This window comes from Colwellia sp. BRX8-4, from assembly GCF_014077345.1.
In the GTDB taxonomy this organism is placed as follows: Bacteria; Pseudomonadota; Gammaproteobacteria; order Enterobacterales; family Alteromonadaceae; genus Colwellia_A.
Genome location: NZ_JACGVS010000002.1, coordinates 1 through 12,500, shown reverse-complemented (window position 1 = coordinate 12,500; position 12,500 = coordinate 1). Strand labels below are relative to the sequence as shown.

Sequence of the window (12,500 nt, the reverse complement as noted above, 5' to 3'; positions counted from 1 at the left end):
GTTGTCATCGGCTGACGTGTAAAAAACACATAAATAAAAGCCCGTGACCCCTTAGGTTCCGGGCTTTTTTTTGTTTTAAGGTTTTAATCATTGCAAGTTCTTTGGCTCGCAAAGAATTTACAATAAAAAGGAAGTAAAATGCGTGTATTAAAGTTTGGCGGTTCATCTCTAGGGTCAGCAGAACGTTTTGTGCAAGTTGCCAAAATTATAGCTGACAAAAGTAACGATTCTGCCGTTGCCGTCGTTGTTTCCGCCCCACAAGGCGTAACCAACCATTTAGTGGCTATGGCAGAGAATATTAGTGATGAAATAAAATTACAGAATGATTTAGAACACTTCAGAAAAGCTATTATAACCATTATTGATGATCTTGGTGCCAGTTTACCAAAATTCAGCCCATTACATGCAGAGCAAGTCCTTATAAACTGGGAGCATAAGCTTTCACGTTATCTACAGGGTGCGACTATGTTGTCTTATTGCCCGGATCATATCCGCGCTATAATTATCAGCATAGGTGAGCGTTTAAGTGTTGCCTTGCTCGAATCTGTGTTGAACGCACAAAGTATTAAAACGTCTGTTATTGAACCAGAAAAATTTTTAATCACCAACGATGCGTCTCTTAATGCAGTCGCTGATTTAGTCTTATCAAAAGAAAACTTCGAAAACCATTACAACAATCTCAATAAAGTTGCCTTAATGCCGGGTTTCATCGGTGTTAACAAACAAGGACAAGTAACAACGCTTGGCCGCAATGGTTCTGATTACTCTGCCGCTGTTCTCGCGGTTTGTGCTCAAGCTGAGTGTTGTGAAATATGGACGGATGTTGATGGTGTGTTTAACGCAGATCCTCGTCTAATAAAGGAAGCAAAATTACTTGATTATTTGTCGTATCAAGAAGCGATGGAGCTTTCATATTTTGGTGCTAGCGTGCTACACCCAAAAACGATTGGCCCCATCGCTCAATTTCATATTCCTTGTTTGATTAAAAATACCGGTAATCCTGCTGCGCCAGGAACCTTAATATCTAACGAGGATGATCAAACTAAAAAAGTTAAAGCGATATCTAATCTTGATGATTTAACCATGGTCAATGTATCAGGACCGGGCATGAAAGGCATGGTTGGCATGGCCAGTCGTGTATTTGCCACTATGAGTCAAGAAAAAATTTCTTTAGTCTTAATTAGCCAGTCTTCCAGCGAATACTGTATCAGTTTTTGTATTCACACCAGCGATGCTGAATTAGCCGAACTAAGCTTACAACAAGAGTTCGAACTAGAGTTACTCAATGGTTTACTTGAACCGTTGAAGTTACAACATGAATTATCGATTATTTCTCTGGTTGGTGACGGTATGCATCATCAACAAGGAGTTGCTGCTAAGTTTTTCAGTTCATTAGCCCAAGCGCGTGTCAATGTCATCGCTATTGCCCAAGATTCGTCAGAGCGTAGTATTTCTGTTGTGGTAGAAAAACGTAAATGTACTGATGCAATGAAAGTCAGTCATCAAAATTTCTTCACCCACAAACCCACGATTGATGTATTCCTTGTTGGCTGTGGTGTCGTTGGTAGCGAGCTTCTTGCGCAAATTGCTCGTCAACAACCTAAGCTTAAAAAGCAAAATATTTCTTTAAAGGTGTATGGTATTGCTAACAGTAAAGGTATGGTTTTTAATACTGAAGGTATTGATTTAGATAACTGGCAAGCAGAAATGAAAAGTGACGCTGTTCCAGTAAATGTTGAAAACATCAAGGCTTTTGTCCGCGAGAATCATCTGATTAATCCGGTATTAGTCGACTCAACATCTAGTGAGTCTTTAGCGATGAGCTATGTAGAGTACCTTGAAGAGGGTTTTAATATTGTAACGCCAAATAAAAAAGCCAATACTGACTCTTGGCAATACTATCAAGCGTTGCGCAGTGCAGCACAGAAGTCTAACCGTCGCTTCTTATATGAAACAACAGTTGGTGCTGGCTTACCCGTAATTGATACCTTACAAAGCTTGCTAAAAGCGGGTGATGAATTAGTACGTTTTGAAGGGATATTGTCTGGTTCACTTTCCTATATGTTTGGAAAACTAGAAGAAGGTATGACCGTTTCTCAAGCCACCGCTATCGCCAAAGAAAATGGCTTTACCGAGCCTGACCCTCGTGACGATTTAAGCGGTATGGACGTAGCGCGTAAATTGTTAATCATGGCGCGTGAAGCAGGAATACCGCTTGAGTTATCAGATATCTCTATAGAGTCAGTGTTACCTGCAAACTTTGATGCGAGTGGTGATGTCAGTGAATTTATGAAGAACTTAGCGAAAATAGATGATGAATTTTCTCAACGAGTAAAAGTCGCAAAAGCTGAAGGTAAAGTTTTACGTTATATCGGCAATATAGTTGATGGAAAATGTAAAGTTGCCATTGAAGCTGTTGCCAATGATCATCCACTTTATAGTGTTAAAGATGGTGAAAATGCGTTAGCAATACATAGCCGTTATTACCAACCACTACCGTTTGTATTACGCGGTTATGGCGCAGGTGCTGCGGTTACCGCCGCCGGTGTGTTTGGTGATCTATTAAGAACATTAGCATGGGAGCAACAGCACTAATGACTATATCTGTTTTTGCTCCCGCATCAATAGGCAACCTAAACGTTGGCTTTGATGTTTTAGGTCTAGCGGTTAAGCCCATTGATGGTACTTTATTAGGTGATGTAGTTACTATAGAGTCAGCCACAGAGAATAAGCTGATTGTGATTGGTGAATTTGCCAATAAACTACCGGGTAAGGCCACAGACAATATTGTTTGGCATTGTCTAGAGCTATACAACCTAGCACTTGAAAAAGCGCAACAAGCGGTTAAAAAAGTACAACTAACACTAGATAAAAAGATGCCGGTTGGCAGTGGTTTGGGCTCAAGTGCTTGTTCTGTAGTCGCAGCTCTGGTCGCACTCAATGAATTCTATCAGCAATATTTTGATGAAAAAACACTGTTATTTATGATGGGTCAAATGGAGGCAAAAATAAGTGGCAGTTTGCATTACGACAATGTCGCACCATGTTATTTAGGTGGTTTGCAATTAATGGTGCCAGACAAACAGCTTATTAGCCAGAGTTTGCCCCTATTTGATCATTGCTACTACGTAATGGCTTACCCAGGTATTAATGTCTCAACGAAAGCTGCGCGCGATGTTTTACCCAAGCAATACAGTCGTGCTGACGCCATTACTTTCGGACAAAATTTAGCAACTTTTGTTGATGCTTGCCACCGTAATGATAAACAACAAGCATTTTCAGTACTCAAAGATGTACTTGCAGAGCCTTATCGTCAGCACTTGTTACCAAAATTTATCGAAGCTAAAGACTATTTAAGCGCTCAAGGTCATTTAGCTGTAGGCATTTCAGGATCAGGGCCTACCTTATTTTGTGTCTGTGATTCGCTTGAAAAAGCCCAAGATAGCGCGCTTTGGTTACAAAAAAATTATTTACAAACAGACTCAGGTTTTGTTCATGTCTGTCAGGTTGACTTAACGGGTGCTGAGAGATTGCCCGCTTAATCACTTTATTAAAAATACCAAATTTATTAGGAATATGTTGTGAAATTTTATAATTTAAAAGAAAACGATGAACAAGTCAGTTTTGCTGGTGCGGTTAAGCAAGGACTAGGAAAAAATCAGGGACTCTTTTTTCCTGAAACAATCCCAGTGTTAGATAATATCGATGAATTACTCGCTATGCCTTTAGTTGAAAGAAGTGTACATGTCCTCTACCCGTTTGTAGAAGGTGATTTAACTAAAGCGCAATTAACTGAGATTGTGACCAGTGCTTTTAACTTTCCAGCACAAATTCAACCCATCAATAAAGACAGAGCTATATTAGAGCTTTTTCATGGTCCAACACTCGCCTTTAAAGATTTTGGCGCGCGTTTTATGGCTAAATGTTTGCAAGTTTTTAGCAAAGATAAAAAGATCACTATATTAACGGCGACCTCAGGTGACACAGGCGCGGCGGTTGCTCATGCTTTTCATAACATTGAAAATATTCGTGTGGTGATCTTATATCCGAAAGGAAAAATCAGCCTGCTACAAGAAAAAATGTTTACGACCTTAGGCGGCAATATTGAAACACTCGCTATTGACGGGAGTTTTGATGATTGTCAGGCGTTAGTTAAAAAGTCATTCGATGATAGAGAGCTAGCTACTACTATAGGTTTAAATTCAGCTAACTCAATAAATATCAGCCGCTTATTAGCTCAGGTATGTTACTACTTTGAAGGGTTTGCACAGTTATCTCGTCAAAAGTGTAAAAGCGAATTAAACGATGTTGTGGTATCGATTCCCAGTGGTAACTTTGGTAACTTAACCGCTGGTTTATTTGCTAAAGCACTCGGTTTACCGATAAAAAGATTTATTGCGGCAACAAATGCCAACGATACTGTGCCTCGTTACCTAAAAACAGGTGAGTGGACGCCTAATGCTACTGTAGCGACAATTTCAAATGCTATGGATGTTAGCGATCCTAACAACTGGCCTCGCGTTGAACATATGCTAAAGTCTGGCATAGTTCCTAGCGATTGTATTAGTTCAGTTTCAATTGATGAAGAACAAACACAGTCAACTGTTTTACAGTTAGCCAAGCTGGGTTACATCAGTGAACCACATGCAGCCGTTGCCTATAAAGCGTTACAGTACAATGCAGATGAAGGTGAATTTGGTGTGTTTTTAGGCACCGCACACCCAGCAAAATTCAAAGAGGTGGTTGAAAGTATTTTAGGACAACCAATCGGTCTACCAAAAGAGCTTGCTGACTGCGCCAGCGAAACCATTTTATCAAAAGATATGGCCGCTAACTTTAGCGACTTACGTGATTATTTATTATTAAACGATCACTAATTTCGTTCAGTTAAAAACACGTTTATAATGGTCGTTAATTTAGATTAACGGCCATTTTTATACCTCATGATAAATCAAAATATTAAGCCGCAATGGCAACAACTTTTTAATCAAGAACAAGCCAAGCCATATTTCATCGAACTAAACCAAGTAATTTCTCAACAACGAGCAAAGGGCGAAGTTATCTTTCCTGCGCAAAACGATATTTTTAATGCTTTTTGTTATCAAGATATTAAAGACACTAAAGTGGTTATTTTAGGGCAAGATCCCTACCACGGTGAAGATCAAGCTCACGGACTCGCTTTTTCTGTGCAACCCGGCATTAAAGTCCCACCTTCATTAGTCAATATTTATAAAGAGCTTGTTAATGAGTTTGCTGACTTTAATAAGCCAAGCCACGGTTGCTTAACGCAGTGGGCAGAGAAAGGGGTGCTATTACTGAATACGGTTTTAACCGTCAAACAAGCACAGGCTCATTCTCATGCTAAGTTAGGTTGGGAAACATTTACTGATGCAGTAATAAAGCACATTAATCAAGAAAGTAGCGGTTGTGTATTCTTACTTTGGGGAGCTCATGCGCAAAAGAAAGGAAAAAACATTAATACCGAAAAGCATTTTGTATTAAACGGGCCACATCCTTCACCTTTATCGGCATATCGCGGTTTTTTTGGCTGTCAGCATTTCTCAAAAACCAACCAATGGTTACAATCAAAAAATATGACTCCGATAAACTGGCAGTTGCCTGAACAAGCATAAGGTTAACTAAAAAAAGATACAGCCCTTAGTAAACATCAGCAAAGGGCTCCTTTTTATTAAAAATAAGATGTTAACTTATAACTTGAATAGTCCTAGATTTTTATCCGTTAACGCATCACGCCAACCCCCTAGCCATTCTGATTTTGCATCCGTATTTTGATAAGGACATTTTTCTTTTGTTTTTCCGGTGAGGCCTGCTTTATAACCATTGGAATGTGCTCTGCCTAGACGATCTCTTTTCTTTGTTTGCATCGATAACTCTCCATCATTGTCTTGGTGATACTTATTAATACTTGTCGAATAAAACAGCAGTCGACAATTCAGTTAAGAATAAGCAAGAGGCTAAATCAAGTAAAATTACGATTAAAAAGTGTTCGACAGTTAATGATTGAGAGCTGAGAAATCCTAATTATAAGATTAAATAAATAAAACAATTTGTTAGCAACAAGCGTTATTACCTATGATTATTAAAAGTTATTTTTATATAAAAAATTATTTTAATGTTGTGGAATACCTAAGCGACTTGAGCGTAACAGTGGTTCTAACATGCCTTCAAGACCATTGAGTTTTATTTCGTAAATTAATTCAAGTTGCTGTCCTAGCTTACCTTCAGGAAAACCTTTTGATTTGAACCACACTAAGTAAGGCTCTGGCAATTTTAGTAAGGGTCTACCTGCATATTTTCCAAAAGGCATTATTTGATTTACAGCATCGAGCAAAGCTTGTTGATCTGAAAACATAGTTTCTCTACTTATTAAATTTTCTTGTCGGGATAATAACTCAAAACCTTTTAACATCATAAAAGTGTCACAAGGTCTATTTATAATCATCCTAAGTTTATCGACTAACTTCAAACAGGGAACGAACATGTCTATAATAAGAAAACGCAGTGCGGCGCACAAAGCTTATATTCCTTCAAATGCGCGAGATAACCAATATATTTTAGCTGAGTTTGCCATTACCGATGAATTAATAGAGTTAATTTCTCCAAATATTTCAACGCATAGCACTCAACCTTACTATGATTTTTATCAAAGTTTATCACAATTATTATTTACGCTAAGTAATGACTATGCGATACAAAGTAGCTTATTTATTGCTAACGATAAATTAGTTCGCGTTCGCTACAGTCAAGAAATGCACCAATGGCAAACCAGCCAGCAAATTTTATTTTATTACGATCCTCAAAATCATCAATTACAAAATTCTTTTTTTGATGCCAGTATTCGCGCAAAAAAGATCACCCTGCTGTTTTTAGCCTCTGGCGACGACATTCGTTTTAATGCCGCGGCATTTCATCAAAAAGTGACTCGGTTACTGCATAGTTTTATCGAGCAAACAAAATTACCTAACCAAGCGATACGTTTACGTGATCATCAACATCTTACCTATGATTTATTTGCTAAAAATAAAGGCTGCTTAGGCACACAAGCACATAAATTACGGCCGATTGATGAACGCTATAAATCACAAAACGTTGTTATAACACCGAACGCATCGGCAATAAGTTATGCGGTAATTAATCTAACGATTGATAATCGTTTATTGGGTTTAGTCGACATTGATGCCAATTCTAAAGATCCATACAATCCGCTTTATACTTATTTAACTGATACTTTTTCACTGGTGGCTAAGCGCTTTAATTTAAATAATGGGGCGTTAATCGCTAATGGTTTAGTCCCCATTGTCCGACATAGTTTGCATGAAATAATTTCTAAGATGGGTGAGTTACAAATGTTAGGTTATAACCCTAAACAGAGTCCCTGTGGCTTGGTGAGTAAATGGAAAGCCGATGAGTTAGTTGATAACGTACAACTTATCTTCGTGGCTACCGCAGAAGACTCCCAGCACAGCGGCTATGGCAAGTTTATTAACCAAATAGAACAGGCAATGCGTTTATTAGCGACAGAACTCGAAATCCCCATTAATAAAGATGAATTAACGTTAAGGTTTCACCAGCATATTGCTTATAATCTTGAAAACTAATCTTTAATCAACTTCGCCATTAACGGTTGGTTTTTTCTGTAGCTTGCGTTGTAGCGTTCTGCGGTGCATTGAAAGCTGACGAGCCGTTGCTGAAACATTACCATTATTAAATTTTAAGACTTGTTGAATATACTCCCATTCAACCTGCTCGGTTGACAACGTTGGCTCATTTATAATGTTTGTTGCTGAATTTGCAGCCAATGTTGATTTTTTTAGCGACGAACTGTTAGCGTTTTTAGCTAAAGCCGATAATAAAGTCTGTGTATCGACCGGCTTGGTTAAGTAATCATCTGCGCCAAGCTTTATTGCGTCAACGGCAGTAGCGATACTGGCAAAACCGGTTAACAAAATAATACGACTCTTTGGCAATAGCTTCCTCATCGGATTAATCAAATTTAAGCCACTTTCATGATGGAGTTTCATATCGAGCAATATGAATTCAGGTAATTGACGATGACAGGTTAATAATGCATCGTTAATATTATCGGCCAACCAACAGCTGTAGCCATGTTTTTCCATACGCCTTTTAAGCGTATTAGCAAAGGTACTGTCATCTTCAACAATTAATAATTTCATTCACTTTTTTCCTGCATATCATTAACCACTAACGGTAACTTCAACGTTACTAATGCGCCACCGGCAACGTGATTGGTTAAGGTAAGTGTCACACCTAATCGCTCTAAACTTGCATGACTCAAAAATACCGCCATACCTAATCCTTGCTTGCTGTTTACGGGTTTAACGCCTAACTCACTTAGTGTTAACTGGGTAAAACCACAACCAAAATCACGAATACTGAGTTGCCAATTTTTTTCATCAAACAAGCTAGATAACTCAATTTTATCACTACCGCTGGCTTTAGTGGCTCGAATCGCATTATTAACTAAATTTAAAATCGCTGGCAATAATGAAGCATCAGCCAATACTTTAGCGTTTTCACTGAGTATTGATTGGTGCGTCTCAGACAAAAAGTTCACCCTAACATCAGGATAATTTAAGTTAATATGATCACGCATTTCTTGCACAATATCAGCACAAAGTACCTCTTTTGACTTTTGCTCTTTAATCTCGAAAACCATTTTACGAAACTCAGCTAAACTTCTACTACAACGTAATAACTGTCCTTGTAGGTCAACAATCGCAGGGTGCTCTGGTAGCTCTTCACTGAGTTCATCGACAAGCAGCTGTACAGTTGCTATCGGAGTAGCGAGCTGATGAGTTATTTGCGCAGAAGCGACCCCTAATGACATAATTTTTTCTTGCTTTAATTGCTCTTCCCGAAAAGCAGCTATTGCCTGTTCTTTTTGAGAAATTCTTCGTGCCATTTGGCCAACAACGGTTGCAACAACAATGCTAGAAAAAAGAAAATTGATCCACATACCAATAAAGTGGCTTTGCATATTGCCATGCATTACTGACATGGGTAATAACCACAATAAAACACTGTATGAAGCAATCGCTAATAGTGCCACACTTCCAAGTAACAGCGGTGTTAACGTCACAGCAGCAATAGCAATAGGAATAAGTAATAACGAGACAAAAGCATTAGTTGCTCCGCCGCTAAAATACAAAATAAGTGAGAGAAATAAGATATCAGCGCAAATCTGCCCAAGTAAGGCGAGCTTATCGGCTTCTTTCCCAGATTTATAATATAAATAGCTGACTAACGTAAATAAAGCTTCAATTGAAATAACAATAATGAGCGGTAACCAAGGCAGCTGATAGTTTAAAACGCCATTAACAAAAAGTATTAATATCAGCTGAATAATAATTGCTGCACTGCGCAATAAAAGAACGGTGCGAACTTGGTTAAACTTTCTAAAAAATAAAGACATAATATTTTTATATTGGTTAATCGTATTTGTTGATGTTACGCTAATTTTTATAATTTTAACTGATCAAAAACAGTTTATTTTAAATTTCAGATAAAAACATATAGACATCTAAACGTCTATTGTTATACAGTTATTTTAATCAAATTTATTAAGGTTTATTTTAATGTCATCACATGAAGAAAAAATCACCCTGGCAGGCGGTTGCTTTTGGTGTATTGAAGGTGCATACAACCAATTAATCGGCATTAAATCTGCCGTATCAGGTTATATGGGCGGTAGCGCAGCGTTAGCAACTTATGAAGACGTTTGCTCAGGTCAAACCGGCCATGCAGAAGTCGTGCAGTTAACTTTTGATAGCGCAGCGATCACTTCTCGTGAAATATTAGAAGTGTTTTTCACGCTACACGATGCCAGCCAATTAAATCGTCAAGGTAACGATATAGGAACCCAGTATCGCTCAGGGATTTTTTATCACAACAAAGAACAACAGCAAATTGCTGAAGATATTATTAAAGAAGTCGACGCCAGCAATATGTATAGCTCAGCGGTTGTGACCGAAGTAACTCAAGCGTCAGAGTTCTTTTCTGGTGAAGATGTTCATCAAGACTATTTCAATAATAATCCTGGTAATCCTTACTGTCAGGCGATTGTTTCGCCTAAGCTCGCAAAATTTAGAAAAACGTTCGTGGATAAATTAAAATCATCATAGACTTAAAGCAATATCGTCAGCTTGAGAATTAAACCTCACCTTTCACAAAGTGCGTAACACTGAAATAATCAGTGTCACGCATCTACTGCCAGTACTGATTTAATACATTAAGGTATACAGTTTTCTGCGAAATTTATTGGCTAATGGATCGCCATCAGGTAAAGCCTTTAACACATCAAGATAAAGATCTTTGCTCGCCGCATCACTACTATCTTTTTGCATTAAACGAAACAGTAACGTCAACGCTTCTTCATGTCGGTTGACTTGGCTGTATTGCGCAACAAGTTGATGTTGTAAAGCAATGTTGTCAACGTCGTCCACTAACTGTGCTTCTAGTGCTTTAATTTCTGGTGAGTCGGCGGCTTGACTGGCAAGCTCAAGTTTAGCGATAAGCGCTTGATAGTGACTGTCTTGGTCAACCATTAAAATAGTGGTTAATAAAGATTCTGCTTCGCTTATTTTACCCGTTTGTAAATAAACATCTGCCATCATTAATTTAATGTCGGCACGTTCACTATTAAGTTGATAAGCACTATTAATGACCGTGAAGGCATCATTAATATTATTATCAGCTAATAACTTTTGCGCCTGAATGAGTAATAAGTCTTCTTCTTTAGGTAAATGATTCGCTAAAAATTCTTTTATATTGTCGTCATCTTGTGGTCCAGTTAAACCATCAAGTGGTTGGCCATCTTTCACTAAAATCGCCGTAGGTAAACCTTGAATACCAAATTGTTGGGCAATTTGTTGCTGAGTTTGACAATCAACCGTGGCGTATAATATATACTGCTCAAAACCCTGCAAGCCGATGGCTAGCTTATCTTTTAGCTCCAAACTTTCAGGGACCTGTGCCGCCCAAAAGTCAACTAAGACTAACTTCGATTTTGATTCTTCTAAAATAATTTGTTGAAAATTTTCTAGGGTAATTTCAATGGCATTTGTAGTCACATTCACTTCCATTTAGTTTATTGATGAGCGTCTATAATCTATATTTTGGGGCAATTATAAAAAGCGCAAGTGCCTTAATACAAAAAGCTGAACGCCTATCAATAAAGGGACGTTCAGCTTTCGTATCATATAAGTCTAATAATAATTAGACTTCGTTTAATAACTCACGAGCAATAATGATTTTTTGGATCTCGCTGGTGCCTTCATAAATAGTGGTAATACGTACGTCGCGAGCCATGCGCTCAAGCGGATATTCTTTAATATAGCCGGCACCGCCCATTAATTGCAAAGCGTCATAACAAGCAGTATTCGCTTTTTCTGCGGCAAATAACTTCGCCATAGAAGCGGCTTTACCAAAGGGTAACCCTTGTTCTTTAGTATAAGCAGCTTGCATTAACAATAAACGGGCTGCCTCTAAATCTGTGTAACGTTCGGCAAGTTTCCATTGTAAACCTTGGAAGTTTGATAATGCTTGGCCAAACTGCTTACGTTCAGTGATAAAAGCACGAGCGTAATCCATGGCGGCTAAACCAATGCCTAGCGCTAATGAACCAATACCAATTCGACCGCCCGCAAGTTCGCCGACAGCAACGCCAAAGCCTTTATTTTCTTTGCCCATCATGGCACTAGCAGGTATCCGACAATTACTAAAGCTCACTTCATTAGTAGGTGATGCTTTTTGCCCCATTTTTTCTTCTGGTTTACTGACCGTAATACCTGGTGTATTTGCTTCCACTAAGAAACATGAAATACCCTTACCTTTTCGAGCGGTCGCGTCCGTTACCGCCCAAACAACAAAGATGTCAGCAAAGCTGGCACTGGTAATATAGAGTTTGCTGCCATTGAGTACGTATGCATCACCGTCGAGTACCGCAGAGGTCTTCATGCCAGCAGGATCTGAACCGGCGTCATTCTCTGTTAAACAAAAAGCACCTGCTTTATATTCACCACTACATATTTTAGGTAAATATTTTTGCTTTTGCTCTTCATTACCAACCGCTTGAATAACTTCAGCAACCATATTTGTCACTGATGTTGTTACTGCGGTTGCTGCACATGCGCGTGCTATTTCTGTTATCGCTAAGCTAAAAGCAACCGTGCCTGCTTCAACGCCACCATATTCTGCTTTAATATTTAAGCCCATAAAACCCAGTTCAGTTAACTGCGCAAGGTTGTTGAGGAAAAGTGTTTGATCTTGGGTTTCATCAAGTTCGGCCGCTACAGGAGCTAATTCGCTTTCAGCGAATTTTTTTGCCATATCTTGAATCATCATCTGTTCTTCGGTTAATGATAAATTCATTCGTTACTCACTTTTATATATTAAATTTGTATTTATTTGTATTTAGATGCGTATTTAAAAATTAAATCGCATATTTAAATTTATTATTA

The 12,500-nt window shown here is 38.4% G+C and carries 12 protein-coding genes; 6 read left to right on the top strand and 6 right to left on the bottom strand.

Annotated elements, in window-relative coordinates:
- The first annotated feature begins 138 nt into the window (after positions 1–138).
- The 4 genes from thrA to ung all read left to right on the top strand — a co-directional run bounded on the left by thrA (position 139) and on the right by ung (position 5,633).
- Positions 139–2,595, top strand: a complete 2,457-nt coding sequence (gene thrA / locus H4J56_RS01855) for a bifunctional aspartate kinase/homoserine dehydrogenase I (RefSeq protein ID WP_182213221.1) — start codon at positions 139–141, stop codon at positions 2,593–2,595.
- Positions 2,595–3,542 (top strand): homoserine kinase, encoded by a 948-nt coding sequence (gene thrB, locus H4J56_RS01850; RefSeq protein WP_182213220.1) that lies wholly within the window; start codon positions 2,595–2,597, stop codon positions 3,540–3,542. The genes thrA and thrB overlap by 1 nt, the downstream gene beginning before the upstream one ends.
- A gap of 39 nt (positions 3,543–3,581) precedes the next feature.
- Positions 3,582–4,877 carry a threonine synthase gene (gene thrC / locus H4J56_RS01845; RefSeq protein ID WP_070374836.1) on the top strand — a complete coding sequence of 432 codons (1,296 nt, stop codon included), beginning with the start codon at positions 3,582–3,584 and terminating at the stop codon, positions 4,875–4,877.
- Between the two features lie 66 nt (positions 4,878–4,943).
- Entirely contained in the window at positions 4,944–5,633 is a 690-nt protein-coding gene (gene ung, locus H4J56_RS01840; RefSeq protein ID WP_182258779.1) for a uracil-DNA glycosylase, read from the top strand.
- Positions 5,634–5,708: 75 nt separating this feature from the next.
- On the opposite strand, the gene rmf is transcribed toward ung, so the two are convergent.
- The gene (gene rmf / locus H4J56_RS01835) at positions 5,709–5,885 is read right to left on the bottom strand and encodes a ribosome modulation factor (RefSeq protein ID WP_070374838.1); all 177 of its coding nucleotides are present in this window, start codon (positions 5,883–5,885) and stop codon (positions 5,709–5,711) included.
- A gap of 245 nt (positions 5,886–6,130) precedes the next feature.
- Positions 6,131–6,373: a DUF3820 family protein gene (locus H4J56_RS01830; RefSeq protein ID WP_070374839.1), complete on the bottom strand. Its 243-nt coding sequence runs from the start codon at positions 6,371–6,373 to the stop codon at positions 6,131–6,133.
- A gap of 127 nt (positions 6,374–6,500) precedes the next feature.
- Between H4J56_RS01830 and H4J56_RS01825 the strand changes: the two genes are divergently transcribed.
- Entirely contained in the window at positions 6,501–7,619 is a 1,119-nt protein-coding gene (locus H4J56_RS01825; RefSeq protein ID WP_182258778.1) for a DUF3083 family protein, read from the top strand.
- Between the two features lie 3 nt (positions 7,620–7,622).
- Here H4J56_RS01825 and H4J56_RS01820 read toward each other — a convergent pair whose 3' ends face one another.
- Both H4J56_RS01820 and H4J56_RS01815 read right to left on the bottom strand, forming a co-directional pair.
- The gene (locus H4J56_RS01820) at positions 7,623–8,195 is read right to left on the bottom strand and encodes a response regulator transcription factor (RefSeq protein WP_182221171.1); all 573 of its coding nucleotides are present in this window, start codon (positions 8,193–8,195) and stop codon (positions 7,623–7,625) included.
- Entirely contained in the window at positions 8,192–9,454 is a 1,263-nt protein-coding gene (locus H4J56_RS01815; RefSeq protein ID WP_182213213.1) for a HAMP domain-containing sensor histidine kinase, read from the bottom strand. The genes H4J56_RS01820 and H4J56_RS01815 overlap by 4 nt, the downstream gene beginning before the upstream one ends.
- 163 nt (positions 9,455–9,617) lie before the next feature.
- Between H4J56_RS01815 and msrA the strand changes: the two genes are divergently transcribed.
- On the top strand, positions 9,618–10,163 hold the full coding sequence (msrA, locus tag H4J56_RS01810) for a peptide-methionine (S)-S-oxide reductase MsrA (RefSeq protein ID WP_182241780.1): 546 nt from the start codon (positions 9,618–9,620) through the stop codon (positions 10,161–10,163).
- Between the two features lie 99 nt (positions 10,164–10,262).
- Here the strand turns inward: msrA and H4J56_RS01805 are convergent, their stop codons facing one another.
- Entirely contained in the window at positions 10,263–11,111 is an 849-nt protein-coding gene (locus H4J56_RS01805) for a tetratricopeptide repeat protein (protein WP_310733497.1), read from the bottom strand.
- A gap of 145 nt (positions 11,112–11,256) precedes the next feature.
- Positions 11,257–12,411, bottom strand: a complete 1,155-nt coding sequence (locus H4J56_RS01800; RefSeq protein WP_070374843.1) for an acyl-CoA dehydrogenase family protein — start codon at positions 12,409–12,411, stop codon at positions 11,257–11,259.
- Positions 12,412–12,500: the final 89 nt, after the last annotated feature.

Coding starts and splice junctions, on each gene's coding strand:
- thrA (WP_182213221.1), top strand. CDS start 139: ATGCGTGTATTAAAGTTTGGCGGTTCATCTCTAGGGTCAGCAGAACGT.
- thrB (WP_182213220.1), top strand. CDS start 2,595: ATGACTATATCTGTTTTTGCTCCCGCATCAATAGGCAACCTAAACGTT.
- ung (WP_182258779.1), top strand. CDS start 4,944: ATGATAAATCAAAATATTAAGCCGCAATGGCAACAACTTTTTAATCAA.
- rmf (WP_070374838.1), bottom strand. CDS start 5,885: ATGCAAACAAAGAAAAGAGATCGTCTAGGCAGAGCACATTCCAATGGT.
- H4J56_RS01830 (WP_070374839.1), bottom strand. CDS start 6,373: ATGTTTTCAGATCAACAAGCTTTGCTCGATGCTGTAAATCAAATAATG.
- H4J56_RS01825 (WP_182258778.1), top strand. CDS start 6,501: ATGTCTATAATAAGAAAACGCAGTGCGGCGCACAAAGCTTATATTCCT.
- H4J56_RS01820 (WP_182221171.1), bottom strand. CDS start 8,195: ATGAAATTATTAATTGTTGAAGATGACAGTACCTTTGCTAATACGCTT.
- H4J56_RS01815 (WP_182213213.1), bottom strand. CDS start 9,454: ATGTCTTTATTTTTTAGAAAGTTTAACCAAGTTCGCACCGTTCTTTTA.
- msrA (WP_182241780.1), top strand. CDS start 9,618: ATGTCATCACATGAAGAAAAAATCACCCTGGCAGGCGGTTGCTTTTGG.
- H4J56_RS01800 (WP_070374843.1), bottom strand. CDS start 12,411: ATGAATTTATCATTAACCGAAGAACAGATGATGATTCAAGATATGGCA.